At 63.7% G+C, this 25,340-nt stretch carries 25 protein-coding genes; 9 read left to right on the top strand and 16 right to left on the bottom strand.

Annotation, left to right across the window (positions count from 1 at the left end; all coding sequences use genetic code 11):
- Positions 1-73: 73 nt before the first annotated feature.
- The 10 genes from msrQ to mrcB form a co-directional block, all read right to left on the bottom strand.
- Positions 74-685 carry a protein-methionine-sulfoxide reductase heme-binding subunit MsrQ gene (gene msrQ / locus ACQ4N9_RS05600; protein ID WP_390966848.1) on the bottom strand — a complete coding sequence of 204 codons (612 nt, stop codon included), beginning with the start codon at positions 683-685 and terminating at the stop codon, positions 74-76.
- Entirely contained in the window at positions 685-1,698 is a 1,014-nt protein-coding gene (msrP, locus tag ACQ4N9_RS05605) for a protein-methionine-sulfoxide reductase catalytic subunit MsrP (RefSeq protein ID WP_390966846.1), read from the bottom strand. Before msrP ends, msrQ begins: the two co-directional genes overlap by 1 nt.
- Before the next feature lie 74 nt (positions 1,699-1,772).
- The gene (pssA, locus tag ACQ4N9_RS05610) at positions 1,773-2,624 is read right to left on the bottom strand and encodes a CDP-diacylglycerol--serine O-phosphatidyltransferase (RefSeq protein ID WP_110995968.1); all 852 of its coding nucleotides are present in this window, start codon (positions 2,622-2,624) and stop codon (positions 1,773-1,775) included.
- Between the two features lie 152 nt (positions 2,625-2,776).
- Positions 2,777-3,793, bottom strand: a complete 1,017-nt coding sequence (ilvC, locus tag ACQ4N9_RS05615) for a ketol-acid reductoisomerase (protein ID WP_110995969.1) — start codon at positions 3,791-3,793, stop codon at positions 2,777-2,779.
- A 54-nt stretch (positions 3,794-3,847) separates the two neighbouring features.
- Positions 3,848-4,339: an acetolactate synthase small subunit gene (gene ilvN / locus ACQ4N9_RS05620; RefSeq protein ID WP_003250040.1), complete on the bottom strand. Its 492-nt coding sequence runs from the start codon at positions 4,337-4,339 to the stop codon at positions 3,848-3,850.
- A gap of 1 nt (position 4,340) precedes the next feature.
- Positions 4,341-6,065, bottom strand: coding sequence for an acetolactate synthase 3 large subunit (locus tag ACQ4N9_RS05625; RefSeq protein ID WP_390966843.1), 1,725 nt, complete (start codon positions 6,063-6,065; stop codon positions 4,341-4,343).
- Positions 6,066-6,258: 193 nt separating this feature from the next.
- Positions 6,259-6,426 (bottom strand): hypothetical protein, encoded by a 168-nt coding sequence (locus ACQ4N9_RS05630; RefSeq protein ID WP_390966841.1) that lies wholly within the window; start codon positions 6,424-6,426, stop codon positions 6,259-6,261.
- A gap of 46 nt (positions 6,427-6,472) precedes the next feature.
- Positions 6,473-6,805, bottom strand: coding sequence for a YqcC family protein (locus ACQ4N9_RS05635; RefSeq protein WP_390966839.1), 333 nt, complete (start codon positions 6,803-6,805; stop codon positions 6,473-6,475).
- Complete coding sequence (locus tag ACQ4N9_RS05640) at positions 6,802-7,569, bottom strand: tetratricopeptide repeat protein (protein ID WP_390966837.1); 768 nt, start codon at positions 7,567-7,569, stop codon at positions 6,802-6,804. Before ACQ4N9_RS05640 ends, ACQ4N9_RS05635 begins: the two co-directional genes overlap by 4 nt.
- A 26-nt stretch (positions 7,570-7,595) precedes the next feature.
- Positions 7,596-9,917 carry a penicillin-binding protein 1B gene (gene mrcB, locus ACQ4N9_RS05645; RefSeq protein WP_390966835.1) on the bottom strand — a complete coding sequence of 774 codons (2,322 nt, stop codon included), beginning with the start codon at positions 9,915-9,917 and terminating at the stop codon, positions 7,596-7,598.
- Positions 9,918-10,034: 117 nt separating this feature from the next.
- On the opposite strand from mrcB, the gene ACQ4N9_RS05650 reads away from it, so the two are divergent.
- From ACQ4N9_RS05650 to ACQ4N9_RS05660, 3 genes are all read left to right on the top strand, one after another.
- The gene (locus ACQ4N9_RS05650) at positions 10,035-11,597 is read left to right on the top strand and encodes an AAA family ATPase (protein WP_390966833.1); all 1,563 of its coding nucleotides are present in this window, start codon (positions 10,035-10,037) and stop codon (positions 11,595-11,597) included.
- Between the two features lie 99 nt (positions 11,598-11,696).
- Positions 11,697-12,044, top strand: coding sequence for a pentapeptide repeat-containing protein (locus ACQ4N9_RS05655; RefSeq protein ID WP_110995974.1), 348 nt, complete (start codon positions 11,697-11,699; stop codon positions 12,042-12,044).
- A gap of 151 nt (positions 12,045-12,195) precedes the next feature.
- Entirely contained in the window at positions 12,196-12,474 is a 279-nt protein-coding gene (locus ACQ4N9_RS05660; protein WP_110995975.1) for a TfoX/Sxy family protein, read from the top strand.
- A 171-nt stretch (positions 12,475-12,645) separates the two neighbouring features.
- On the opposite strand, the gene ACQ4N9_RS05665 is transcribed toward ACQ4N9_RS05660, so the two are convergent.
- From ACQ4N9_RS05665 to ACQ4N9_RS05680, 4 genes are read right to left on the bottom strand one after another with little or no spacing between them, the layout of a single operon-like run.
- Positions 12,646-13,527 (bottom strand): ChaN family lipoprotein, encoded by an 882-nt coding sequence (locus ACQ4N9_RS05665; protein WP_390966831.1) that lies wholly within the window; start codon positions 13,525-13,527, stop codon positions 12,646-12,648.
- An 11-nt stretch (positions 13,528-13,538) separates the two neighbouring features.
- Positions 13,539-14,306, bottom strand: a complete 768-nt coding sequence (locus ACQ4N9_RS05670; protein ID WP_125462564.1) for a heme ABC transporter ATP-binding protein — start codon at positions 14,304-14,306, stop codon at positions 13,539-13,541.
- Positions 14,306-15,289, bottom strand: a complete 984-nt coding sequence (locus tag ACQ4N9_RS05675; protein WP_390966863.1) for a FecCD family ABC transporter permease — start codon at positions 15,287-15,289, stop codon at positions 14,306-14,308. The genes ACQ4N9_RS05670 and ACQ4N9_RS05675 overlap by 1 nt, the downstream gene beginning before the upstream one ends.
- Before the next feature lie 50 nt (positions 15,290-15,339).
- Positions 15,340-16,224 (bottom strand): heme/hemin ABC transporter substrate-binding protein, encoded by an 885-nt coding sequence (locus ACQ4N9_RS05680; protein ID WP_390966829.1) that lies wholly within the window; start codon positions 16,222-16,224, stop codon positions 15,340-15,342.
- 162 nt (positions 16,225-16,386) lie between these two features.
- Here ACQ4N9_RS05680 and ACQ4N9_RS05685 point away from each other — a divergent pair, with 162 nt between their 5' ends.
- Complete coding sequence (locus ACQ4N9_RS05685; RefSeq protein ID WP_390966827.1) at positions 16,387-16,704, top strand: Rieske (2Fe-2S) protein; 318 nt, start codon at positions 16,387-16,389, stop codon at positions 16,702-16,704.
- On the opposite strand, the gene sfsA is transcribed toward ACQ4N9_RS05685, so the two are convergent.
- Positions 16,694-17,410 (bottom strand): DNA/RNA nuclease SfsA, encoded by a 717-nt coding sequence (gene sfsA, locus ACQ4N9_RS05690; RefSeq protein WP_390966825.1) that lies wholly within the window; start codon positions 17,408-17,410, stop codon positions 16,694-16,696. The genes ACQ4N9_RS05685 and sfsA overlap by 11 nt on opposite strands.
- Positions 17,410-18,582, bottom strand: coding sequence for a pyridoxal phosphate-dependent aminotransferase (locus ACQ4N9_RS05695; RefSeq protein WP_390966823.1), 1,173 nt, complete (start codon positions 18,580-18,582; stop codon positions 17,410-17,412). Before ACQ4N9_RS05695 ends, sfsA begins: the two co-directional genes overlap by 1 nt.
- A gap of 212 nt (positions 18,583-18,794) precedes the next feature.
- On the opposite strand from ACQ4N9_RS05695, the gene dksA reads away from it, so the two are divergent.
- The 5 genes from dksA to ACQ4N9_RS05720 all read left to right on the top strand — a co-directional run bounded on the left by dksA (position 18,795) and on the right by ACQ4N9_RS05720 (position 25,052).
- The gene (gene dksA, locus ACQ4N9_RS05700; RefSeq protein ID WP_153784930.1) at positions 18,795-19,241 is read left to right on the top strand and encodes an RNA polymerase-binding protein DksA; all 447 of its coding nucleotides are present in this window, start codon (positions 18,795-18,797) and stop codon (positions 19,239-19,241) included.
- 100 nt (positions 19,242-19,341) lie between these two features.
- Positions 19,342-20,229, top strand: a complete 888-nt coding sequence (gluQRS, locus tag ACQ4N9_RS05705) for a tRNA glutamyl-Q(34) synthetase GluQRS (protein ID WP_347150364.1) — start codon at positions 19,342-19,344, stop codon at positions 20,227-20,229.
- 234 nt (positions 20,230-20,463) lie between these two features.
- Positions 20,464-20,640, top strand: coding sequence for a hypothetical protein (locus tag ACQ4N9_RS05710; RefSeq protein ID WP_003250005.1), 177 nt, complete (start codon positions 20,464-20,466; stop codon positions 20,638-20,640).
- The gene (locus tag ACQ4N9_RS05715; protein ID WP_189654515.1) at positions 20,624-23,599 is read left to right on the top strand and encodes a sensor histidine kinase; all 2,976 of its coding nucleotides are present in this window, start codon (positions 20,624-20,626) and stop codon (positions 23,597-23,599) included. The genes ACQ4N9_RS05710 and ACQ4N9_RS05715 overlap by 17 nt, the downstream gene beginning before the upstream one ends.
- A gap of 4 nt (positions 23,600-23,603) precedes the next feature.
- Positions 23,604-25,052 carry a sigma-54-dependent transcriptional regulator gene (locus tag ACQ4N9_RS05720; RefSeq protein ID WP_390966820.1) on the top strand — a complete coding sequence of 483 codons (1,449 nt, stop codon included), beginning with the start codon at positions 23,604-23,606 and terminating at the stop codon, positions 25,050-25,052.
- The last annotated feature ends 288 nt before the right edge of the window (positions 25,053-25,340 follow it).

Consider the following 25,340-nt stretch of genomic DNA (forward strand, 5'->3'; position numbering starts at 1 on the left):
CGTCAACCATTAATTTCAAGAAACAGAAATATGGGAGATCGATGGGTTGAAGACGGCAAGATATCGCCCAGGCTCAGGCCGCCCTCTTACGCCCTCCCGCAAACCTGGGCACTCGCTTCGCCACCGCCGGAATTCGCAGCGCCATCAGCAATACCCCTACCCCTGCATAGATGGCCCATTCCTTCATATCTGAACGCACGATCCACAAGAAATGCAGCAACCCCAATCCAAGAATCACATACACCAGCTTGTGCAGCTTCTTCCAGCGCGCACCTAGCCGTCGCTGACTGTAGCGATTGGAGGTGACCGCCAAGGCCAGCAACCCAAGGAAACCCAACGCGCCGACAATGATGTACGGCCGCTTGCGCAGCTCAACCCCCAGCTGCCCCCAATCCAGGCCCAGGATGAACACCATATAAGAAGTCATGTGCAGCACTATATAAGCAAAGCACCACAAGCCCAGCTGCCGGCGCACCACGATCCAGCCCGACCACCCTGTCAGTTTCTGCAGCGGCGTCATGCTCAAGGTAATCAATAGAAAGACCAACGCCCCCAACCCAAGCCGATCCACCAGGATCTTGCCCGGATCTGGATCGAGCTGCCCCGTCGCCGCCTGATACAGCCACCAGGCAGGAAACAGGCAGCCGAGCACAAAGATCGCCAATCGCAACCAGGGATAACGCATCAATAGTTCTTCCGCAGATCGAGCCCGGCGTACAACGACGCTACCTCATCGGCATAACCATTGAACATCTGCGTTTCCCGCACATTGGGGCTGAACAGCCCGCTGGGCAAGCGCCGCTCGCGGGCCTGGGTCCAGCGCGGGTGATCGACCGTCGGGTTGACGTTGGCATAGAAACCATATTCATCCGGCGCCAGCCCTTGCCAGGTGGTATGCGGCTGCTCCGCCACCAGGCTGATGCGCACGATCGACTTGATGCTCTTGAAGCCATACTTCCACGGCACCACCAGGCGCAGTGGCGCGCCGTTCTGGTTAGCCAACTCCCGGCCGTACATGCCCACAGCCAGGATCGCCAACGGGTTCATCGCCTCGTCCAGGCGCAGCCCTTCTACATAAGGCCAGTCGATCAGGGCAAAACCGGAGCGCTGCCCGGGCATGCTCTTTGGGTCCTGCAGCGTTTCGAAACGGATATAGCGCGCCTTGGAAGTTGGCTCGACCTGCTTGAGCACTTGCGCCAGCGGAAAGCCCAACCACGGGATGACCATCGACCAGGCCTCTACGCAGCGCAGCCGATAAATGCGCTCCTCGAGCTGATAGGGCTTGACGAAGTCCTCCAGCGCATAGCGCCCGGGCTTCGCCACCTCGCCATCGACCACCAGGCTCCAAGGCTCGGTCTTCAGGCTGCCCGCATTGGCTGCAGGGTCGCCCTTGTCGGGCCCGAACTCATAGAAGTTGTTGTAGTGAGTGGCGTCCTTGAACGGTGTGATGGCCTCATCCTTCACGGTGACCGCCTGCCAGCGCGTGGCACCCAGCTTTTCGGTGAACCACGCAGGCGCCGCTCCGCCTGCGGCATCAGCATAGCGCGATGGCTCTGCGGCCACTCCCAAACGCGGCAAAGCGCCCAGGGCCATGCCTGCCAAGGTGCCACCCAGCATGCTGCGACGGGAAAGGTAGATGTGTTCGGGGGTGATCTGTGCCGACGTGCAGTCGGATGATCGGGGGAGTTTGATGAGCATGACGGCTCCACAGTACGGGCAACTGATGTACCCGTAAGACTATGGAGCCGGCAGGTTATTCCACGATTAAATCTTCATGAGGTTTTACGACGACCGCGCAGCAGGTACTGCAGCGGGCCGGAAACCGCATAAGCGAGGAAAATCAGCAGCAGGATGCGGGGCGGATCGCTGAACACGACCGCGAACACCAGCACCACGGCCAGGATCGCAACAAAGGGCACACGCCCCTTGAGATCCAGCTCCTTGAAGCTGTTGTACTTGATGTTGCTGACCATCAGCATGCCGGCAGCAGCTACCAGCAAGGCCACCAGGAACGACAGCTTGGAACCCTGGATACCGAAATCGCTGAACGCCCACACAGTGCCAGCCACAACGCCAGCCGCGGCTGGGCTGGCCAGGCCGATGAAGTAGCGTTTGTCGGCGGTACCGACCTGGGTGTTGAAGCGCGCCAGGCGCAGTGCAGCACCGGCCACATAGATGAAGGCGACCATCCAGCCGACCTTGCCCATGTCGCCCAGTGCCCAACCGAAGGCCAACAAGGCCGGCGCCACACCAAAGGCGACCATGTCCGACAGCGAGTCGTACTCGGCACCGAAGGCGCTCTGGGTGTTGGTCATGCGCGCCACACGGCCATCGAGGCCGTCGAGAACCATGGCGACGAAGATCGCGATGGCGGCGAAGGCGAAATACTTGCTCGCTTCGCGCGGATCACCAGCGCTCAGGGCGCTCTGCGCGCTCATCGAACTGATGATGGAATAGAAGCCGGCAAACAGGTTGGCAGTGGTGAACAAGTTGGGCAGCAGGTAGATGCCGCGGTGACGGACCTTGCGGCCTTCGGCGTCATGCCCTTCTTCGACATGCTCATCGATCGGTAGCAGGCTTTCGGCGTCGGAGGGCTTGTTCGGCTCTTCGGGACGTTCGCTCATGAAAAGTACCTTGCAACGGGGGTGGAATATGTTCGACACGGGCTCGCGAAATGGGTTCTGACGGCGAGCCACTGGTCGCTTTATACCAGAAGCCGGCAGTGCAAACGAAAAAACGCGGCCGAAGCCGCGTTTTTCATTTAGCCAAGCAAGACTTAGTTCTTGCTCTTGTCGACGATCTTGTTGGCCGAGATCCACGGCATCATCGAACGCAGTTGTTCGCCGATGATTTCGATACCGTGGGCGGCGTTGTTACGGCGCTTGGCGGTCATCGATGGGTAGTTGGTGGCACCTTCGCTGATGAACATCTTCGCGTATTCGCCGTCCTGGATGCGCTTCAGAGCGTTACGCATGGCCTTGCGGGATTCTTCGTTGATGACTTCAGGGCCGGTGACGTACTCACCGTACTCGGCGTTGTTGGAGATCGAGTAGTTCATGTTGGCGATACCGCCTTCGTACATGAGGTCAACGATCAACTTCAGTTCGTGCAGGCACTCGAAGTAGGCCATTTCTGGCGCGTAGCCAGCTTCAACCAGGGTTTCGAAGCCGGCTTTGACCAGCTCGACGGTACCGCCGCACAGAACGGCCTGCTCACCGAACAGGTCGGTTTCGGTCTCGTCCTTGAAGGTGGTTTCGATGATGCCGGTACGGCCGCCGCCCACGCCCGAAGCGTAGGACAGCGCGACGTTCTTGGCGTTGCCCGAAGCGTCCTGGTAGATAGCGATCAGGTCAGGGATGCCGCCGCCTTTGACGAACTCGGAGCGAACGGTGTGGCCCGGGGCTTTCGGCGCGATCATGATCACGTCGAGGTCGGCACGCGGAACAACCTGGTTGTAGTGGATCGAGAAGCCGTGGGAGAAGGCCAGGGTAGCGCCCTTCTTGATGTTCGGCTCGATTTCGTTCTTGTACAGAGCGCCCTGGAACTCGTCCGGGGTCAGGATCATGACCAGGTCAGCCGCAGCGACAGCGGTAGCAACGTCAGCAACTTTCAGGCCGTGGGCTTCAGCCTTGGCAACGGTAGCCGAACCTTTACGCAGACCGACGGTAACGTCTACACCGGAGTCCTTCAGGTTGCACGCCTGAGCGTGGCCCTGGGAGCCGTAACCGATGATGGCGACTTTCTTGCCCTGGATGATGGAAAGGTCGCAGTCTTTATCGTAGAAAACTTTCATGAAATACCCCTGGTTATATCTCGGCCCCTGCGGAGCCATCGCTAATTTTTGAAGTTAGATGCTGAGCACTTTGTCGCCACGGGCAATGCCGGTGACGCCACTGCGCACGGTTTCGAGAATCGATGCGGTGCCGATGGCCTGGATGAAGCTGTCCAGTTTGTCGCTGGTACCGCTCAGCTGCACGGTGTACACGCTGGCGGTCACATCGACGATCTGGCCGCGGAAGATATCCGTGGTGCGCTTGATCTCGGCGCGCTGGGCACCGGTGGCCTTGACCTTGACCAGCATCAGTTCGCGCTCGATGTGAGCGCTTTCCGACAGGTCGACCAGCTTGACCACTTCGACCAGCTTGTTCAGGTTCTTGGTGATCTGTTCGATCACTTCATCATGGCCGACGGTGGTCAACGTCAGACGCGACAGGGTCGGGTCTTCGGTCGGAGCCACGGTCAGGCTTTCGATGTTGTAGTTGCGCTGGGAGAACAGGCCGACCACGCGAGACAAGGCACCGGGTTCGTTTTCCAGCAGCAGGGAAATGATGTGCCGCATATCAGGTACGCTCCGTCTTGCTCAGCCACATGTCACGCATCGAGCCATCCTTGATCTGCATCGGATAGACGTGCTCGGTACGGTCGATCGCGATGTCGATGAAGACCAGGCGGTCCTTCATGGCAAACGCTTCTTCCAGCTTCGGCTTGAGGTCCTTCAGGCTGGTGATGCGGATACCCACATGACCATAGGCCTCGGCCAACTTGACGAAGTCAGGCAGCGACTCGACATAGGAATGCGAGTGGCGACCGTTGTAAGCCATGTCCTGCCACTGGCGGACCATGCCCAACACACCGTTGTTCATGTTGACGATCTTCACCGGCAGGCCGTACTGCATGCAGGTGGACAGCTCCTGGATGTTCATCTGGATGCTGCCTTCGCCAGTGACGCAGGCCACGTCATGATCCGGGAAGCTGAGCTTGATGCCCATGGCCGCCGGGAAACCGAAGCCCATGGTGCCCAGGCCACCGGAGTTGATCCAGCGGTTGGGTTTGTTGAAGCGGTAGTACTGCGCCGCGAACATCTGGTGCTGGCCCACGTCGGAGGTGACAAAGGCATCGCCCTTGGTCACTTCGCACAGCGTCTCGATGACCTGCTGCGGCTTGATGACGTTGCCGTCGCCCTTGTCGTAAGGGAACAGGCCACCGTCGCCACGCCATTCGTCGATCTGCTTCCACCAGGCATCCAGCGCCGCCTTGTCAGGCTGCTCGCCGATTTCCTTGAGGATGCCGAGCATTTCGTTGAGCACGCTTTCGACCGGGCCGACGATCGGCACGTCGGCCTTGATCATCTTCGAGATCGACGCCGGGTCGATGTCGATGTGGATGATCTTGGCGTTCGGGCAGAACTTGGCCGGGCCGTTGACCACGCGGTCGTCGAAACGCACGCCGACAGCGAAGATCACATCGGCATTGTGCATCGCCAGGTTGGCGGTGTAGCTGCCGTGCATGCCGAGCATGCCGAGGAACTGGCGGTCGGTACCCGGGAAGCCACCGAGGCCCATGAGGGTATTGGTGACCGGCAGGTTCAACGACTTGGCGATTTCGGTGAGGGCTTCGGAGCCACCACCAAGGATGACGCCACCGCCGGAGTAGACGATCGGGCGCTTGGCTGCCAGGAGCATTTCGGCTGCCTTGCGGATCTGGCCGGAGTGACCACGTACAGCCGGGCTATACGAACGCAGCTTGACCTTTTTCGGGTAGATGTACTCGAACTTCTCAGCCGGGTTGGTCATATCTTTTGGAATGTCGACCACGACCGGGCCGGGACGGCCGGATTGCGCAAGATAGAAAGCTTTTTTCAGAACTTCCGGGATTTCCGAAGCATGCTTGACCATGAAGCTGTGCTTCACGATAGGCCGGGAAATACCGATCATGTCGGTTTCCTGGAAGGCATCGGTGCCGACCATGGTGCTGGGCACCTGACCAGACAGGATGACCATCGGAATGGAATCCATGTAAGCGGTGGCAATGCCGGTGATGGCATTGGTCGCACCTGGGCCGGAAGTCACCAGTACCACGCCGGCCTTGCCGGTGGCACGGGCGTAACCGTCCGCCATATGGGTGGCAGCCTGTTCGTGACGGACCAGGATGTGCTGGACTTCCGGTTCCTTGAACAGAGCATCGTAAACATGAAGGAGAGCACCGCCAGGGTACCCGTAGATGTGCTTAACGCCCTCGTCACGCAAGAAGCGGACGACCATCTCAGCGCCAGATAAAAGCTCCACGTTGTTCACCTCTAAAACGCCAGAATACCGTCCTCACTGGACGGGTCTTATTAGGTTTACTGCCAAGCAGAGCATGAGCGAACGTCAGCACTGACTGAGCAAGTATTGGGAATGCCCTGGTGTGTTGCGGGCTTTCCCACCCAGCGCGAGGTAACGCGTTGCGGGGTGTTACAAGTCGGCGCGGGTGTGCGCCTCATGATCTGCTTAGCGGGTCTGCTTCTGGCAGTCCCTCTACAGCGGAATCTGGATTCTTGTGATTTGGCGCCAACAAGTCAAGAAAAATTATTGCCAATTTTTCCGCAAGATGAATCGCCAGCACCACTAAAAAGGCGCTCAGCAGCAGAACAATAAAGATTTCCATAAAAAAGGGCCACAATCTGCGGCCCTTAAAGGAAAAAGAGAAGAAATCAGGCGGAAGGCGCGATCAATTGATCGAATTCTGCCAACAGGCGCCGTAGCGCGCGGCTTTGTTCCGGACGATCGACAAACACCGTCTCGGCCATCACCAGGATGCCCGAGGCGTTCGGCAACGCCAGCCCATGCTCCAGGATCAGCTTCATGCGTGGCAGGAAGATCCACTGCAGCCACTGCTCGAAGCTCATGCTGTCCACCGCGAACGGCACCGTGCTGGCCAGCATCTCGTCGCTGGGCATATCAGCGCTCCACCAGCCCTGGACCTTGAGCTCTTGCTCGATCAGCAGCAGATGGTCGGCGATATCGAGAATGCGCTGCTCCATCACAGGTTGACCCGCGCCTTCTGCCGCGCCAGTGCGGCACCGGCGCTGTCGCCTTGTTTCTCGCGGGCCTGAGCGATGGTGTTCCACAACTGAGCCTGAAGGTCTGGACGGCCGTTGGCGTAGGTCAGCGCGCGACGGGCCAGTTGCTCGGACTGCGCCGCGTCACCTTGCGACAGGCGCACCTGGGCCAGGCGGAACAGCACCTGCGGCTCGCGCGGGGCGATGCGCTGGGCACGCTCCAGGCTCGAAGCGGCGCCGTTGAAGTCACCACTGCCCTGCTGCTGCTGGGCGGTGGTCAGCAGCGCCAGCACCGGGCCATCGAGTTGCTCGTCGGCGGACAGGCCGCCGGTGTTGGCGCGCGGGATGCCGGTCGGCGCCTGGGTGACGGCCGGAGGGTTGCTCATCGAGGCGATGTCGAACGGCTCATCGACCACCGGGTTGGGGTTGCTGGTGATGGGGCCAGTGCTGATCGGGCCCGGGGTGATCGGCCCGCTGCTGACCGGGCCAGGAGTGATCGGCCCGGTGCTGATCGGCGCGCCGCCGGTGCCTTGCGGGATCATCACGGTGACGCCGCCTTCTTCGGGCAACGACTGCGCCTGGCTGCTGCCGCCACTGGTCGGATAGGCCGAAGTGCGCTTGGCCTGGACCCGCTCACTGTTGGAGACCCGGGTGCTCGAATCCACCACCGGGATGTTGCCACGCTGGACGCTGGAGCAGCCTTGCAGCACAGCTACCGCGGTCAAGACAGGAATCCACCACTTCTTCACTTCACACCCTCTTCAAAAGCTCGTGCTCAATTCATCCACCCCTTGACCCAATCCATGACCGAGTCGGCCGGGTTCTGTTCGCCACCACAGGTGGCACCAGCGGGCGGTTCGCTGCCGCGAATATACGGCATCTGCACAGCTCCCGGACAGCTACCGTCGGACCCCTGGCCGCTGTAAGGGTCGATCCAGGCCTGCACCACGTTATCTGGTAGCGGCATGTCCAGCGGCAACGGGTCGGCCTTTTTCATGAAGCTGGTCCACACCTGCAACGCGCCGGTGGCGCCGGTGAACGGCGTCTTGCCGTTGTCGTCGCGGCCCAGCCAGACCACTGCCAGCAGGTCCTGGCTGAAGCCGGAGAACCAACTGTCGCGCGAGTCGTTACTGGTGCCGGTCTTGCCCGCCAGCGTCAGCGAGCTGGGCAGCACGCTATACACCGAACGCCCGGTACCTTCACGCATTACCCGCTGCATGGCGTTCTGCACCAGATAGATGGCACCGGGGTCGAAGGTTTGCTGGATCTGGAACGGGTAGCGCTTGAGCGGCTCACCTTCGGCGGTGAGCACGCTGCGAATGCCACGCATCGGTGTATTGAAGCCACCGTTGGCGATGGTCTGGTACATGGTCGCAACCTGCATCGGCGACATGCCGCCAGCGCCCAGCAGCATCGACGGGAACGCCGGCCAGTCGACCTGCACACCCAGGCGGCCGATGGTCTTGATCACGTTCGGCACGCCCACTTCCAGGCCGAGCTTGGCGGTCGACAGGTTGTAGGAGTTGGCCAGGCCCTGGTACAGGTAGATGGTGCCATGGGGACGGCGATCGTAGTTCTGCGGGCGCCACACCTGGCCGTCGGCGCCTTTGACCGAGAACGGCTCGTCCTGCACCCGGGTGGTCAGGCTGTACTTGCTCGGTTGCTCAAGCGCGGTGAGGTAGACCGCAGGCTTGACCAGCGAGCCGATCGGCCGCACGGCGTCGATGGCACGGTTGAAGCCGGCAAAGCCCGACTGACGGCTGCCGATCAGCGCCTGCACCTCGCCGGTTTCCGGGTTGGTGACGACCATCGCCGACTCCACCTCGTCGGCGCCCTTGCGCCCGGCCAAGCGCTTGAACGTCTCGCTCATGGCGGTTTCGGCCTTCATCTGCAGGATCGGGTCGAAACTGGTGAAGATGCGCAGGCCTTCTTCGGTCAAGTCTTCGTCGCGGTAGTCCTGGCGCAGCTGACGCTTGACCAGGTCGAGGAATGCCGGGAACGAGCTGTCGGCCAGGCTGCCGCGCTTGGTCACGCCCAGCGGCATCTTCTTCGCAGCATCGATCACTTCCTGGCTGGCCACGCCTTGCTCAGCCAGCAGGTCGAGCACCAGGTTGCGGCGCTGCAGGGCGCGCTCGGGGTAACGACGCGGGTTGTAGTAGGACGGTCCCTTGACCATGCCCACCAGCAAGGCAATCTGGTGCAGCTTGAGCTCCTGCAGCGGCTGGCTGAAGAAGAACTGGCTGGCCAGGCCGAAACCATGCACCGCGCGCTGGCCGTCCTGGCCGACGAAGACTTCGTTCAGGTACGCCTCGAGGATCTCGCGCTTGTCGTAGTGCATCTCCAGCAGCACGGCCATCATGGCCTCGGTCAGTTTGCGGCTGAGGCTGCGCTCATTGGTGAGGAAGAAGTTCTTCACCAACTGCTGGGTCAAGGTACTGCCGCCCTGACGCATGGCGCCCGAGGAGGTGTTTACCCAGATGGCCCGGGCGATGGACTTGGGCGATACGCCGAAGTGGCTGTAGAAATCGCGGTCTTCCGTGGCGATCAGGGTCTCCAGCAGGTACGGCGGGACCTGGTCGATCTTGATCAGGATGCGGTCTTCAAGATTCTTCGGGTAGATACCGCCGATCATCAGCGGCTCCAGGCGCACCACGTCGAGCTTGCCGCCGTTGGCACCGCTGAGCCCCGCAACGTAGTCACCGGAGAACCGTACACGCACGAACTGCGCCGGCTCCATGCCTTCATAGAACTGGAAGCCGCGGGTATTGAGGTCGACGTTGTTACCATTGATCGACGCCGCGCCCGGGCCATTGGCCGCACTCTCGCGACGGTAGCCGAGGGCATCGAGCTCGGTGAGGAAGTCGTTCTTGCTCAGTTTCTGGCCGACGAACAGCTCCAGCGGCCGGGCATACACCTTGGCCGGGATGGTCCAGCGCTTGCCGGAAAACTTCTCCTGCACAGTCGCATCGAGGTAGACCGCAAAACCGGCGATCAGGACAAGGCCGACTAGGCTGAGCTTGAGTGCCCAGCCCAACCAGGCGCGCGCACGGCCGGTCGGCTGCTTTTTAGGGGGGCGGGAATTTCGGGTACGAGTCATGGCGGCGGAGTATACGCACTTTCAAAAAGGGAGGCAGGCGCCCACAGGCGGTTTGCAGGGACGTCACCATTGACCATAATGGCGCCTTCGAATTCCCTGACCCCGAAAGGATCACTTGTGAGCCAAGCCCTGATCAGCGCGCTGCAGAACCCAGCACTTTACCCGCACCCTGTCGAGGGCTTCCAGCTCATCGAAACGCACATTTCCTGGGTCCTGCTCACCGGCGAGTTCGCCTACAAGATCAAGAAGCCCATGAACTTCGGCTTCCTCGACTTCACCGGCCTGGATCAGCGTGGGCATTTCTGCAACGAAGAACTGCGCCTGAACCAGCGCCTGACCGAAGGCCTGTACCTGGAAGTGCTGCCAATTACCGGCAGCGCCGAAGCCCCGCAACTGGGCGGCGCAGGCACGCCGATCGAGTACGCGCTGAAAATGCGCCAGTTCCCCCAGGGCCAGATGCTCAGCACCCTGCAGGCCAACGGTGAGCTGAACGCCGACCACATCGACCAGATGGCCCAGCAGATTGCCGAGTTCCACCTGCAGGCACCGAAAGTCGCCGTCGAGCACCCGCTGGGTACGCCAGAGGCCGTCATGGCCCCGGTGGAGCAGAACTTCGAGCAGATTCGCCCGTTCCTCAGCGACAAGGCCGACCTGCAACAGCTCGACAACCTGCAAGCCTGGGCCCAGGACAGCTTCAAACGCCTGCACGGCCTGCTCGAGGCGCGCAAGGCCGACGGTTTCATCCGCGAATGCCACGGTGACATCCACCTGGGCAACGCCACCCTGATCGACGGCAAGGTGGTGATCTTCGACTGCATCGAGTTCAACGAGCCGTTCCGCCTGACCGATGTCTACGCCGATGTCGGCTTCCTCGCCATGGACCTCGAAGACCGCGGCCTCAAGTGCCTGTCGCGGCGCTTCATCAGCCAGTACCTGGAGCTGACCGGCGACTACCAGGGCCTGGAGCTGCTGAACTTCTACAAGGCTTACCGCGCCCTGGTACGGGCCAAGGTCGCGCTGTTCAGCATGCCGGCCGACGCCGACGGCGTGCAGCGCGCCACCACCCTGCGCACCTACCGCAACTACGCCAACCTGGCGGAAAGCTACAGCGCCATCCCGTCGCGCCTGCTGGCGATCACCCACGGTGTTTCGGCGGTGGGCAAAAGCCATGTGGCCATGCGCCTGGTCGAAGCGCTGGGCGCGGTGCGCGTGCGCTCCGATGTCGAACGCAAGCGCCTGTTCGGTGAGCAGCAGCAGGCCCAAGCCGGTCAGTTGCAGGCAGGTATCTATGACCAGCAATCCAGCGCCGCGACCTACCAGCGCCTGCATGCGCTTGCAGAAATCATCCTGCGTGCCGGCTTCCCGGTAGTGCTGGACGCCACTTACCTCAAGCACGACCAGCGCAAGGCCGCGGCACAGGTCGCCAGCGAGACCGGCGCACCTTTCCTGATTCTCGACTGCCAGGCCCCCGAGGCCGTCATCGAGAGCTGGCTGGCGCAGCGCCAGGCCGGCAAGGCCGACCCTTCGGATGCCACCCTCGAAGTCGTCAAGGCCCAGCAGGCCAACCGCGAACCGCTCGATGGCGAAGAACAGAAGCACAGCAAGCGCGTCGAGACCCAGGAAAGCGCCAGCATGGACCAGCTGATCGACCAGATCCGCCAGCACCTGCCCGGCCTTTGACCCTCCAGGCGTGAAGCAGTCGACAGTTCACGCCTGAAGTCCGGCGCCTCTTCAGTGATGTCATTACAATGGCATCACACCCCACGAGGAGGCGCCGCCATGAACCAACCCCGGCAGCTGGACAACGTCCTGTACGCCCTGGTCCGCGACGAGAAGATCGCGACCTTCAACCGCGAAAAGCCAACGGACGCCCCCATCGATTTTCGCGGCGGCGATTTTCGTGGCCTGGACCTGCGCAACCTCGACGTGCGTGGCATCGACTTCACCGATGCATACTTTCGCGCCGCCGACCTGCGCGGCCTGGACCTGCGGGAAACCGGCCTGGAAGGCGCGAGCATCGCCCATGCGCAGATCTCCGGAACCTACTTCCCCAGCGAATTGAGCGCTGACGAGATACTCATGTCACTGAAATTCGGTACGCGCCTGCGCTATCGCACCGCGCGCTGACCCTCGGCCAGGCACCGCCCCGCGCCCCGGGGCGGCAACCGGTCGGGCCCCGATGGCAAAAGGCCGCGCATTTCCCAACCCCCGCTACACTCCTCTCTGACCTGCTCGCGATTTATCCCCAAGACCCGTTCAGCCATCGCAAGGAGGCTCGATGAACGATGAATTGCAGCACCTGAAAAATCTTGGCAAGACCTCCGCGCAATGGCTGCACGCCGTCGGTATCCACAGTGCATCGGACCTTCGTCGCCTGGGCGCGGTGGGTGCCTATCAAGCCGTAAGAACGCGAGGTTTCCGGGCTTCCAAGGTGTTGTTGTACGCCATAGAAGGCGCCTTGCTGGACATGCACTGGAACGATCTGCCGGTTGAACGCAAAGAGGCGCTCAACCAGCAGCTCGACGCGAAGAGCCCGGCACAGAAGATGGAAAAATAATTCACAGAAAGTCATTGACTCGGTAATGAGAATCGTTATGATTATCACGACTGGTCGCGAGACTGGTTGGGTAACCTGAAAGCCCCTGGTTCGGACTCTCAGATTATCTCCTCATCAGGCTAATCACGGTTATTGACCCGGCACTTTGCCGGGTCTTTTTTTGCCTGCGATTTACTGCCCTTTGCGCAGCTGGGCGCAATAATCCTGCTCGGGCAACGCCGCGGTGTACCAGACAAAATCAGCCTTGCCCGGCTCGACCGCCTCCCCCACTTGCGCCAGCAGCAACACCTTGCTGTCGCCTTTGGCCCCCAGGTCTGCCAGGTGCAGGGGCACGCCCAGGTCCTTGCGCGCGTGATAGCTGCCAGCGAACAGCAGCGCAGGTTGCGGCGCGCTCAGCAGGCGTTCGGCAATGCGCCGGTCGCGCTGTTGCTGAACGGCGAGCATTGCCGGCAGCTGGCTGTCCGGCAGCAGGTTGCAATGCCCGGCACGGACCTGTTCGCGCAATGCCTGCAACACATTCGCCGCATTGCTGCGCGCGCCTGGCGGGTTCACTGGCTGGCGATAAGCCTGGCGAATCTCGCCGGGGGACAAATTGGCCGACAGCAGCGGATAAGGTTGCGCCAGGGCTTCCCTCACGATCGGCCCGTAAAACGTCCAGTCCCAGCCATCCTGCCAGGCGAGGGCCTTGGGCAGGTCTTGTGGCAGTGGCCCGCCGTGCTGCAAGGCATCGACCAGCGGCTGCTGTTCGGGCTGCAGCATTTCCAGCAGCAGGCTGCCTTGCGGGCGGCGGCTCTCCAGGGCGCGCAGCAACCAGAGTTGTAGCGCATGGTGGTCAGGGTTGTCGTGCTGCTCGCCGACCAGTACCCGAGGTGCGCTGGCGAGTTGCTCGACCAGTTGCTCCGGGTTGATCAACCGGCCGCTGGCCAGATCGCGGATCTGGCCCAGCTGCGCGCTGTCACGGCCCTCGCTGCTTTGCCAGGCCGGCAGTGGTGGCAGGCTGGCCTGGCACCCCGCCAATGCCAGCACCAGGCAGACCGACAAGAGGTGACGCATGGCTGAAGCTCCTATCGCGTGATGATCAACGGATGGCCCCGCTCCGGATGCGCCTGCACCAGCACATCGATGCCGAACACCGCCTTGAGGGCCACTGGGGTCAGCACCGCCTGCGGCGTATCCAGCGCGTGGCAGCGCCCCTGCTCCAGCAGCAGGATATGGTCACAGTAGCGGGCCGCCAGGTTCAGGTCATGCAGGATCACCAGCACCGCTGCACCACGGTCGGCAAAACTGCGTACCGCCTGCAGCGTGGTGTGCTGGTGCAACGGGTCGAGCATGGATGTGGGCTCGTCGAGCAACAGCGTGGTGCCGGCCTCACCCGGCCACAGCTGGGCCAGCACTCGGGCCAGGTGCACTCGCTGGCGCTCCCCCCCAGAGAGGGCCAGGTAGCTGCGCTCGCCCAGGTGCCCGGCATCTGCCGCCTGCAATGCCGCATCGACGATCTCCCGATCGCGCTGCCGGCCACTGGCATGGGGCAGGCGGCCCAGGCCGACCACCTCTTCGACACTGAAGCCGAAGCCCAGGCTGGACACCTGCGGCAACACCGCCAGCCGCCGTGCCCGCTCCTGCCCAGGCCAGTCCTCCAGCCCCCGCCCGTCCAGACGCACTCGCCCGGCACTGGGCGCCAGCTCACCGCACAGGGCGCCAAGCAGGCTGCTCTTGCCGGCTCCGTTGGGGCCCAGCACGCCGAGGATCTGCCCTGGGTGAAGTTGCAGATGGATATCGTGCAGCACCTCGCTGCTGCCGCGCTTGAGCGACAGGCCTTCGACATCGAGCATCAGTTGCGCCCCTTGACCAGCAAGAACAGGAAGAACGGTGCCCCGATGAAGGCCGTGACGATGCCGATCGGCAGCTCTGCCGGCGCCAGGGCCAAGCGCGCGATCAGGTCGGCGAATAACAGCAGGGTGCCACCGGCCAGCAGCGACGCCGGCAACAACACACGGTGATCCGGCCCCGCCAGCAAGCGCACCAGGTGCGGCACCACCAGGCCGATGAAGCCGATCAGGCCTGCCGCCGCCACCGCCGCGCCGACACCCAGCGCGGTGCAGAACACCAGCTCACGTTTCAGCGCTTCCACTTCAACACCGAGGTGGCGGGCCTCCGACTCGCCCAGCAGCAAGGCATTGAGCGCCTGCGCCCGCCGTGGCAACCACAGCGCCACTGCCACCGTCACCAGCAGCAGCGGCCACAGGCGCTCATAGCTGGCGCCGTTGAGGCTGCCGAGGTTCCAGAACGTCAGGGTGCGCAAGGTCGCGTCATCCGCCAGATAGGTGAACAGCCCGACCGCCGAGCCGCCCAGGGCGGTCATGGCGATACCGGCCAGCAGCATGGTCGCCACGTTGGTCTGGCCGTCACGCCGGCCAAGGCGATAGACCATCGCCGTCACCCCCAGGCCGCCGATGAAGGCACATAACGACAGCAGGTACGGCGCGAACCACTCGGCTATGCCGCCCAGCCAGCTGCCCCCCACGATCGCCACAGCCGCCCCCAGGGCGGCACCACTGGCGACCCCCACCAGCCCAGGGTCGGCCAGCGGGTTGCGGAACAGCCCCTGCATGGCCACCCCCGACAGCGCCAGCACCCCGCCCACCGCCAGCCCCAGCAAGGTGCGCGGCAGGCGGATCTGGCCGAGGATCATTTCTGCCTGCTCAAGCCCCGCACCGCTGATCGGCACGCCGATCAGGCGCAAGCCGGCGCGCAGGGTATCGAACAGCGGCAGGCTGACCGGCCCCAGCGCCAGCGACAGCCAGACCGCCAGCAGGCACAACAGCGCAAGGCCAGTGAAAAGCGTGCGTGGCTGGACCCGCTGCCTCATGGGGCGAGGCTGGCCTTGGCGGCCGGGTAAAAGTTGGCGGCCAGCTCATGCAAGGTAGCGGGCAAGCGCGGGCCGAGGCCACCGACCAGCAGCGTCGGGTCGAGCGACAGCAGGCGCTTGTCGCGCACCGCACGCGAGCCGGCCAGGGCCGGGTTCTCCTTGATCAGCGCCTGCAGGGCGGCCTCGCCTGCCAGAGCACGGTCGGAGAACACCACCACGTCCGGGTCCAGCGCGGCCAGGGCCTCCACCGAGAAGTTCTTGTAGCCCTGGTGGTCGGCCAGGTTGCGCGCCCCGGCCTGGCGCAGCAGCCAGTCGCCGGAAGTGCCAAGCCCGGCGATCAGTGGCTTGGCCCCGGCGTGCCCGACCAGCAGCAGGACGCCTGGTGCTTTCTGGCTGGCCTGGGCCTGCTTGATCTTGTCTTGCAGCCCTTGCAACTGGCGGTGGTAGTCACTGGCCAGGGTTGCCGCCTGCTGCTCGCTGCCCAGCAATGCACCCAAGTGCTTGAGGTTCTCGTCCACCGCGGCCAGCTCGGCCTTGCTGGAGAACAGCTCGACCCGCACGCCAGCCTTGCGGATCTGCGCCAGCACCGGTGGCGGGCCCATTTCCTCGGTCCCCACCAGCACATCCGGGCGCAGGCTGAGGATGCCTTCGGCCGACAACTGGCGCTGGTAGCCGATGCTGGGCAATGCCTTGAGCGACTCGGGGTGCTGGCTGGTGGTGTCCACGCCGACCAGCCGCTGCTCCCCACCCAGCGCGCTGATCCACTCGCTCAGCGCGCCACCGGCACTGACCCAGCGCTGCGGCAGTTCGCCGGCCAGCGTCGGGGTAGATAAAAGCAGACCGGCACACAGGGCGATCAGGGCAGCGGGACGGCGCATCATCGAATTCCTTTGCTTGAAGGCGGGCCGCGCGCCTTGTGGCGGGCGGTGGAACTGCGCACCATAGGCAGCCTGGCGCGGCGAATGCGGGCAATTTGATAATTATTCGCATTGAAGCGTCAAGCCATCCCTTGTCACACGGCTTAACAGAAAGCACACCCCATCATGCATTTTCTCTGCGCCTCCACCAGCCTCAGCGAAGGCCAAAGCCGCGCGTTCAGCGTAGCCGGCATGCCACTGCTAGGCGTACGTCGCCATGGCCAGGTGTTCATCTACCGCAACCGCTGCCCCCATCGCGGCATTACCCTCAACTGGGCGCCAGACAGCTTCCTCGACGACAGCGCCAGCCTGATCCAGTGCGCCCATCATGGCGCGCAGTTCCTGATCGAGAGTGGCGAATGCGTGGCCGGCCCGTGCGCGGGCGAGTGGCTGGAAGCCCTGGACTGCCTGGAAGACAGCCAGGGCATCTGGCTTACCGAGTGAGCAGCACCGGCAGCGGCCGGTCGACCACGATCTGCTGTGCGTCCAGCCGGGTACCGTAGGCCAGCACCTCTACCCCATCCGCCACCGCCGTGCGCAGGGCCTGGGCGTACGCGGCGTCGATTTCCTGCGCCGGGCGCACGGCCTCGATGCCGGTGAGGTTCACACAATACAACTGCACCGCGCGAACACCCTGACGCGCCAACCCCGCCAGCTCGCGCAGGTGCTTGGCACCGCGCTGGGTCACGGCATCGGGGAAGGCCGCCACCGGGGTGTCCGGGTAACCGAGGGTCACGCTCTTGACCTCGACGTAAGCCTTGCTGCCGTCGGCATACTCCAGATAGAAGTCGATGCGGCTGCGCTCCTCACCGTAGGCCACCTCGCGCTTGAGCACGGTGAAACCGGCCAGTTCAGTGATGGTGCCCGCACGCAGCGCTTCTTCGACCAGCGCGTTGGCCCGCCCGGTGTTGACGCAGGCCAGCCGGCCCTGGGGCGTTTCGCTGATTTCCCAGGTACCGGGCAGCTTGCGCTTCGGGTCGTTGGAGCGGCTGAACCAGACCCGCCCGCCTTCACTCATGCAGTTGAGCATCGAGCCGGTGTTGGGGCAGTGGATGGTCATCTGCTCGCCATTGGCCAGCTCGATGTCGGCCAGGAAGCGCTTGTAGCGGCGCAGCAGGCGCGCCTCTTCCAGTTCGGGGAAAAGCGCCATCAGCCTTGCCAGCTCCGCAGGCCCCGGGCGATGCGCTGCACCGCCTCTTCCAGGCGCGGCAAGCTCTGGGTGTAAGCGAAACGCACATGGTGGCCGGCCTGGTGGCGACCAAAGTCCAGGCCCGGCGTGAAGGCCAGGTGTTCGGTTTCGAGGAAGTGCCGGCAGAAGGCGAAGGCATCGCCACCGAAGGCACTGATGTCGGCATACAGATAGAAGGCGCCCTGGGGCTCGACGGCGATGCCGAAGCCCAACTCGCGCAGGGCCGGCAGCAGGTAGTCACGGCGACGGGCGAACTCGGCGCGGCGCTCCTCGAGAATCGCCAGTGTTTGCGGCTCGAAGCACGCCAACGCCGCATGCTGGGCCATGCTCGGGGCACTGATGTAGAGGTTCTGTGCCAGCTTTTCCAGGTCAGCCACTGCCGACGGCGGTGCCACCAGCCAGCCAAGGCGCCAGCCGGTCATGCCGAAATATTTGGAAAAGCTGTTCAGGACGAAGGCTTCATCGTCCACTTCCAGCACGCTCGGTGCGTCCATGCCATAGGTGAGGCCGTGATAGATCTCGTCCACCACCAGGTGGCCATGGCGCTCGCGGCTCGCCCTGGACAGGCTGGCCAACTGGTCACGGTCGAGCACCGTGCCGGTCGGGTTGGCTGGCGAAGCCACCAGCGCGCCGACGGTGTCCTTGTCCCAGTAGCGCTCGACCAGGTCGGCGGTCAGCTGATAGTTCACCTCCGGCCCGACCGGCACCAACTGCGCGCCGCCTTCGACCAGGCGCAGGAAGTGGCGGTTGCACGGGTAGCCCGGGTCGGCCAGCAGCCAGTGCTTGCCAGGGTCGACCAGCAGGCTGCTGGCCAGCAGCAATGCGCCCGAGCCACCCGGGGTGATGAGCACGCGCTCGGGGTCGAGGTCTACGCCGTAGCGCTGGCCATAGAAGCCGGCAATCGCCTCGCGCAACTGCGGCAGGCCACGGGCCGCGGTGTAGCGGGTATGCCCTGCGGCCAGGGCAGCCTGGCCGGCGGCAACGATGGGGGCGGCGGTGGTGAAGTCCGGCTCGCCGATCTCCAGGTGGATCACGTCGTGGCCAGCGGCTTGCAGTTCGTTGGCACGGGCCAGCAAGGCCATGACGTGGAAGGGTTCGATGGCGCGACTGCGCGCACTGTGTGGCTGAGCCATGGGCCTTCTCTCAATTGGGTCTAAACTGGTGATTCCACCTGTACATACCAGCGAACGTGCCGCCCGCGCCGCTGTCAATAGCAGGCATAGGGCGGGGTAGCGCACCCCGTATCTATCTGGTAAGTTCGGCGGCTCGCAGTCGCAGGGCCGGCGGTCGCCGGAGATGGAAGTATCCTGCGCATTGGATCAGATGAGTGAGAGGCGGTCTATTCATGTCCACCCTAGAAAAGCAAAAAGCCAGTCAAACGCTCTATGGCGTCGAGCCGTACAAGGAAACCAAGGGTGAAGAATACATGGGTGCCCCGATGCGGGCCCACTTCACCAAGCTCCTGAACGGCTGGAAGCAAGAGCTCATGGCCAGTGTCGACAAAACCATGGACCACATGAAGGACGAGGCAGCCAACTTCCCCGATCCAGCCGACCGCGCCAGCCAGGAAGAAGAATTCGCCCTGGAACTGCGCAACCGCGATCGCGAGCGCAAGCTGATCAAGAAAATCGACAAGACCTTGCAACTGATCGTGGACGAAGACTACGGCTGGTGCGAGTCCTGCGGCATTGAAATCGGCCTGCGTCGCCTGGAAGCCCGTCCGACTGCGGACCTGTGCTTCGACTGCAAGGAAATCGCCGAGAAAAAGGAAAAGACGGTCGGCAAAGGCTGATCCGAATCCCGAAAAGACGGGGCGTACTGGTTGTGGGAGCGGGCTTGCCCCTTCCCACATCAGCTACGCCCCGTTTTCATTTATATAGCTCGCACAGCCCATGACCCCAGCCCCCTACATCGGACGCTTCGCCCCCACGCCCAGCGGTTACCTGCACTTCGGCTCGCTGGTCGCCGCCCTCGCCTCCTGGCTCGACGCCCGCGCCGTCAACGGCCGCTGGCTGCTGCGCATGGAAGATACCGACCCGCCACGCGAGATGCCCGGTGCCCGTGATGCCATCCTGCAGACCCTTGAACGTTACGGGCTGGAGTGGGATGGCGAGGTGGTTTGCCAGAGCCAGCGCCACGACGCCTATGCTGCCGTCGTCGATCGGCTGTTCAACATGGGCCTGGCCTATGCCTGCACCTGCTCGCGCAAGCAATTGGAGGGGCATCACGGCATCTACCCGGGTTTTTGCCGCAATGCCGGGCATGCCCGCGAAGGCGCGGCGATCCGCCTGCGGGTGCCAGAGCTGATCTACCGCTTCGATGACCGGGTGCAAGGCCGGTTCGAGCAGCACCTGGGGCGCGAAGTGGGCGATTTCGTCATCCAGCGCCGCGACGGGCTCTACGCCTACCAGCTGGCCGTCGTGCTGGACGATGCCTGGCAGGGGGTGACCGATGTCGTGCGCGGCGCCGACCTGCTGGACAACACACCGCGCCAGCTCTACCTACAGGAACTGCTGGGTTTCTCGCAGCCGCGCTACCTGCATATCCCACTGATCGTCCAGCCCGACGGGCACAAGCTGGGCAAGTCGTACCGCTCGCCGCCGCTCGAGCCGGACCAGGCCACGCCGCTGCTGCTGCGAGCATTGCGCGCGCTGGGGCAGCACACCGACCCGGCGTTGTTGGGTGCCAGCCCGGCTGAGGTGCTGGCGGTGGCGCGAACGCAGTGGCGGCCGGAACACATTGCGCGGCAGATGACGGTGCCAGAGGCCGAATTGCGCTGAGGTCTTGAAGGCCCTTTCGCGGGTAAGCCCGCTCCCACAGGGATCGAGGCGCTCGCAGTGCCTGTGGGAGCGGGCTTACCCGCGAAGAGGCCAATCCGGACGACCGCTATTACCAGTACAAAAGCCCAACAAATTCAAACCCTTGGCTAACCCTACCGATACCCGCTAGCATCGCCTGCGCCATTTTCACCAATAATAAGTCCAAACCCGCAGCGCCCAACCCTCGAGGCCAGCATGTACATCTATCGTTTGGTCCTGCTTCTGGTCGTGGGGATCTACCTGTTCTCCCCGGCCATCATGGACTGGTGGATCGAACCGACCGGAGCCTGGTACCGCCCCTACCTGCTCTGGCTGATCCTCATCGTCGTCACTTTCATCCTGCAGAGCCAACGAGATGCCGATGAGCTTTAGCCTGACCCAGATGATCCTGATCAGCGCCGCCTACCTGCTGGTGCTGTTCGGCGTGGCCTGGATCAGCGAACGCGGGCTGATCCCGCGCTCGGTCATCCGCCACCCGCTGACCTACACCCTGTCGCTGGGCGTCTATGCAAGTGCCTGGGCCTTCTACGGCTCGGTGGGGCTGGCCTACCAGTATGGCTATGGGTTCCTCGCCTGCTACCTGGGGGTGTCCGGCGCGTTCCTGCTGGCACCGGTGCTGCTCTACCCGATCCTCAAGATCACCCGCACCTACCAGCTCTCGTCGCTGGCCGACCTGCTGGCGTTCCGTTTCCGCAGCACCTGGGCCGGCGCGCTGACCACCATCTTCATGCTGATCGGCGTGCTGCCATTGCTGGCCCTGCAGATCCAGGCGGTGGCCGACTCCATCAGCATCCTCACTGGCGAGCCGGTCAAGGCGCGGGTGGCATTCGCCTTCTGTGCGCTGATCACCCTCTTCACCATTTTCTTCGGCTCGCGCCATATCGCCACCCGCGAGAAGCACGAGGGCCTGGTGTTCGCCATCGCCTTCGAGTCGGTGATCAAGCTGCTGGCCCTGGGCGGCATCGGCCTTTACGCGCTGTACGGCGTGTTCGGCGGCCCGCATGGGCTGGAAGTGTGGCTGCTGCAGAACCAGACCGCCCTCGCCGCCCTGCACACGCCATTGCAGGAGGGCCCGTGGCGCACCCTGCTGCTGGTGTTCTTCGCCTCGGCGATCGTCATGCCGCACATGTACCACATGGCCTTCACCGAGAACCTCAGCCCACGCTCGCTGGTCAGCGCCAGCTGGGGCCTGCCGCTGTTCCTGCTGCTGATGAGCCTGGCCGTGCCGCTGGTGCTGTGGGCCGGCCTGCGCCTGGGCGCCAGCACCAACCCGGAGTACTTCACCCTGGGGCTGGGCATCGCCGCCAACAACCAGGCCCTGGCCTTGCTGGCCTACGTCGGCGGGCTGTCGGCCGCCAGCGGGCTGATCATCGTCACCACCCTGGCGCTGTCGGGCATGGCCCTCAACCACCTGGTGCTGCCGCTGTACCAGCCACCGGCTGAAGGCAACATCTACCGCTGGCTGAAATGGACCCGCCGGGCGCTGATCGTCGCCATCATCACCGCCGGCTTCGTCTTCTACCTTACCCAGAACAACCACCAGAGCCTGGCCAACCTCGGCATCGTCGCCTTCGTCGCCACCCTGCAGTTCCTGCCCGGCGTGCTTTCGGTGCTGTACTGGCCGACCGCCAACCGCCGCGGCTTCATCGCAGGCCTGCTGGCCGGCATGCTGGTGTGGATGGTGACCATGCTGCTGCCGCTGCTGGGCAACCTGCAGGGCTTCTACATTCCGCTGCTGGACATGATCTACGTGCTGGACGACACCAGCTGGCACATGGCGGCCATTGCTTCGCTGGCGGCCAACGTCCTGCTGTTCACCCTGATTTCGCTGTTCACCAATGCCAGCAGCGAAGAGGTCAGTGCCGCCGAAGCCTGCGCGGTGGACAACGTGCGTCGCCCGCAACGCCGCGAGCTGCACGCTGCCTCGCCCCAGGAATTCGCCACCCAGCTGGCCAAGCCACTGGGCGCCAAGGCTGCGCAGAAGGAAGTCGAGCAGGCCCTGCGTGACCTCTACCTGCCGTTCGACGAGCGCCGCCCCTACGCCCTGCGTCGCCTGCGCGACCGCATCGAGGCCAACCTCTCCGGCCTGATGGGCCCGAGCGTGGCGCAGGACATGGTCGAGACCTTCCTGCCGTACAAGTCCGGCAACGAAAACTACGTCACCGAAGACATCCACTTCATCGAGAGCCGCCTCGAGGACTACCACTCGCGCTTGACCGGCCTCGCCGCCGAGCTCGACGCCCTGCGCCGCTACCACCGCCAGACCTTGCAGGAGCTGCCCATGGGCGTCTGCTCGCTGGCCAAGGACCAGGAGATCCTGATGTGGAACAAGGCGATGGAAGAGCTGACAGGCATCGCCGCCAAGCACGTGGTCGGCTCGCGCCTGGTGACCATCGGCGAGCCTTGGCGCGGCCTTTTGCAGGGGTTCATCAACGTCCCCGACGAGCACCTGCACAAGCAGCGTCTGGCCCTCGATGGCCAGCCACGCTGGCTCAACCTGCACAAGGCGGCCATCGACGAGCCACTGGCACCGGGCAACAGCGGCCTGGTGCTGCTGGTCGAGGACCTCACCGAAACCCAGGCGCTGGAAGACAAGCTGGTGCACTCCGAGCGCCTGGCCAGCATCGGCCGCCTGGCCGCAGGCGTTGCCCACGAAATCGGCAACCCGATCACCGGCATCGCCTGCCTTGCGCAGAACCTGCGTGAAGAGCGCGAGGGCGATGGCGAGATCATCGAGCTGTCCAGCCAGATCCTCGAACAGACCAAGCGCGTCTCGCGCATCGTCCAGTCACTGATGAGCTTTGCCCATGCCGGCGGCAGCCAGCAGAACAGCGAAGAGCCGGTGTGCCTCGCCGAAGTGGCGCAGGACGCCATTGGTCTGCTGGCACTGAACCGGCGCAATTTCGAAGTACAGTTCTTCAACCTCTGCGACCCCGACCACTGGGCCGAGGGCGACCCGCAGCGCCTGGCCCAGGTGCTGATCAACCTGCTGTCCAACGCCCGCGACGCCTCTCCGGCCGGCAGCGCCGTGCGCGTGCGCAGCGAAGTCAGCGATCACACCGTCGACCTGATCGTCGAGGACGAGGGCAGCGGCATCCCGAAAAGCATCATGGACCGCCTGTTCGAACCCTTCTTCACCACCAAGGACCCAGGCGAGGGAACCGGACTGGGGCTCGCTCTGGTCTATTCCATCGTGGAAGAGCATTATGGGCAAATCACCATCGACAGCCCGGCCGACATCGAGCGCCAACGTGGTACCCGGATCCGCGTGACCCTGCCCCGGCATGTCGTAGCGACGTCCCCTGTAATTCGAGACCGTCGAGAGAATTGAATCAATGCCGCACATTCTGATCGTCGAAGACGAAACCATCATCCGTTCGGCCCTGCGCCGCCTGCTCGAACGCAACCAGTACCAGGTCAGCGAAGCCGGCTCGGTGCAGGAAGCCCAGGAACGCTTCAGCATCGCCACCTTTGACCTGATCGTCAGCGACCTGCGCCTGCCCGGTGCCCCAGGCACCGAGCTGATCAAGCTTGGCCAGGGCACGCCGGTGCTGATCATGACCAGCTACGCCAGCCTGCGCTCGGCGGTGGACTCGATGAAAATGGGCGCGGTGGACTACATCGCCAAGCCCTTCGACCACGACGAAATGCTGCAAGCCGTCGCGCGCATCCTGCGCGACCGGCAGAACGCGCCAGCCGCAGCGGCGGTCGCCGAACCGCGGCCCACCAATGGCAAGGCCGGCGCGGACAAGTCCAGCCCCGCAGCCGCCAATGGCGAAATCGGCATCATCGGTTCCTGCGCGCCCATGCAGGACCTGTTCGTCAAGATCCGCAAGGTCGCGCCCACCGACTCCAACGTGCTGATCCAGGGCGAGTCGGGCACCGGCAAGGAGCTGGTCGCCCGCGCCCTGCACAATCTTTCGCGCCGGGCCAAGGCACCGATGATCTCGGTGAACTGCGCGGCGATCCCGGAAACCCTGATCGAATCCGAACTGTTCGGCCACGAAAAAGGGGCGTTCACCGGTGCCAGCGCCGGCCGTGCCGGCCTGGTCGAAGCGGCCGATGGCGGCACCCTGTTCCTCGACGAGATCGGCGAGCTGCCGCTTGAGGCACAAGCCCGCCTGCTGCGTGTGCTGCAGGAAGGCGAAATCCGCCGGGTCGGCTCGGTACAGTCGCAAAAGGTCGATGTGCGCCTGATCGCCGCGACCCACCGTGACCTGAAGAACCTGGCCAAGGCCGGCCAGTTCCGCGAAGACCTGTATTACCGCCTGCACGTGATTGCGCTCAAGCTGCCCGCCCTGCGCGAGCGCGGCAGCGACGTCAACGAAATCGCCGATACCTTCCTCGCCCGCCAGAGCGCGCGCATCGGCCGCGACGACCTGCACTTCTCCCACGAAGCCGAACAGGCCATCCGTCACTACAGCTGGCCGGGCAACGTGCGCGAGCTGGAGAACGCCGTGGAGCGCGCGGTGATCCTGAGCGAGAGCGCGGAGATTTCCGCAGACCTGCTGGGCATCGACATCGAGCTCAGCGACCTCGAGGAGGTCGATGGCCTGGCCCACCTGCCCGCCCTGGTAAGCAACGGTGCCGGCAACGCCAGCCACGAGCCCACCGAAGACCTGTCGCTGGAGGACTATTTCCAGCACTTCGTCCTTGAACACCAGGACCACATGACCGAGACGGAACTGGCGCGCAAGCTGGGCGTGAGCCGCAAGTGCCTGTGGGAGCGTCGCCAGCGCCTGGGCATCCCGCGGCGCAAGAGCAACGCCACCAGCGACAACTGATACACCGTCATACCTATCGCGGGGCAAGCCCGCTCCCACGCTTGATGCCCCTTCTGGAGCACCTGGCGTGGGAGCGGGCTTGCCCCGCGATGCTTTTGAGGGAAGCGCGGTAACAGATCAGTTCCCGCAAAAATCTGTTACCTCTGCCCTTCGGCGTAACAGCCCACGAGGCGTACGGTAACGAAATTTCTACATTTGCCCGGCGCGGACAGCCGTCGAAATGGCCAAAACCCCCGGATTCATTGGCTTTTCAAAAGTTGGCACGGCATCTGCTATATGTCTGGTACA

The organism is Pseudomonas sp. ES1, assembly GCF_050586605.1.
GTDB lineage: Bacteria > Pseudomonadota > Gammaproteobacteria > Pseudomonadales > Pseudomonadaceae > Aquipseudomonas > Aquipseudomonas sichuanensis.

What these genes read in the sequence shown, in the direction of transcription:
- ACQ4N9_RS05630 (WP_390966841.1), bottom strand. Translation starts at nt 6,426, where the DNA reads ATGGAAATCTTTATTGTTCTGCTGCTGAGCGCCTTTTTAGTGGTGCTG.
- ACQ4N9_RS05720 (WP_390966820.1), top strand. Translation starts at nt 23,604, where the DNA reads ATGCCGCACATTCTGATCGTCGAAGACGAAACCATCATCCGTTCGGCC.
- pssA (WP_110995968.1), bottom strand. Translation starts at nt 2,624, where the DNA reads ATGAGCGAACGTCCCGAAGAGCCGAACAAGCCCTCCGACGCCGAAAGC.
- ACQ4N9_RS05695 (WP_390966823.1), bottom strand. Translation starts at nt 18,582, where the DNA reads ATGGCTCAGCCACACAGTGCGCGCAGTCGCGCCATCGAACCCTTCCAC.
- msrP (WP_390966846.1), bottom strand. Translation starts at nt 1,698, where the DNA reads ATGCTCATCAAACTCCCCCGATCATCCGACTGCACGTCGGCACAGATC.
- ACQ4N9_RS05660 (WP_110995975.1), top strand. Translation starts at nt 12,196, where the DNA reads ATGAACGATGAATTGCAGCACCTGAAAAATCTTGGCAAGACCTCCGCG.
- ACQ4N9_RS05685 (WP_390966827.1), top strand. Translation starts at nt 16,387, where the DNA reads ATGCATTTTCTCTGCGCCTCCACCAGCCTCAGCGAAGGCCAAAGCCGC.
- mrcB (WP_390966835.1), bottom strand. Translation starts at nt 9,917, where the DNA reads ATGACTCGTACCCGAAATTCCCGCCCCCCTAAAAAGCAGCCGACCGGC.
- ilvN (WP_003250040.1), bottom strand. Translation starts at nt 4,339, where the DNA reads ATGCGGCACATCATTTCCCTGCTGCTGGAAAACGAACCCGGTGCCTTG.
- gluQRS (WP_347150364.1), top strand. Translation starts at nt 19,342, where the DNA reads ATGACCCCAGCCCCCTACATCGGACGCTTCGCCCCCACGCCCAGCGGT.
- ACQ4N9_RS05665 (WP_390966831.1), bottom strand. Translation starts at nt 13,527, where the DNA reads ATGCGTCACCTCTTGTCGGTCTGCCTGGTGCTGGCATTGGCGGGGTGC.
- ACQ4N9_RS05670 (WP_125462564.1), bottom strand. Translation starts at nt 14,306, where the DNA reads ATGCTCGATGTCGAAGGCCTGTCGCTCAAGCGCGGCAGCAGCGAGGTG.
- msrQ (WP_390966848.1), bottom strand. Translation starts at nt 685, where the DNA reads ATGCGTTATCCCTGGTTGCGATTGGCGATCTTTGTGCTCGGCTGCCTG.
- sfsA (WP_390966825.1), bottom strand. Translation starts at nt 17,410, where the DNA reads ATGGCGCTTTTCCCCGAACTGGAAGAGGCGCGCCTGCTGCGCCGCTAC.
- ilvC (WP_110995969.1), bottom strand. Translation starts at nt 3,793, where the DNA reads ATGAAAGTTTTCTACGATAAAGACTGCGACCTTTCCATCATCCAGGGC.
- ACQ4N9_RS05655 (WP_110995974.1), top strand. Translation starts at nt 11,697, where the DNA reads ATGAACCAACCCCGGCAGCTGGACAACGTCCTGTACGCCCTGGTCCGC.
- ACQ4N9_RS05715 (WP_189654515.1), top strand. Translation starts at nt 20,624, where the DNA reads ATGCCGATGAGCTTTAGCCTGACCCAGATGATCCTGATCAGCGCCGCC.
- ACQ4N9_RS05680 (WP_390966829.1), bottom strand. Translation starts at nt 16,224, where the DNA reads ATGATGCGCCGTCCCGCTGCCCTGATCGCCCTGTGTGCCGGTCTGCTT.
- dksA (WP_153784930.1), top strand. Translation starts at nt 18,795, where the DNA reads ATGTCCACCCTAGAAAAGCAAAAAGCCAGTCAAACGCTCTATGGCGTC.
- ACQ4N9_RS05710 (WP_003250005.1), top strand. Translation starts at nt 20,464, where the DNA reads ATGTACATCTATCGTTTGGTCCTGCTTCTGGTCGTGGGGATCTACCTG.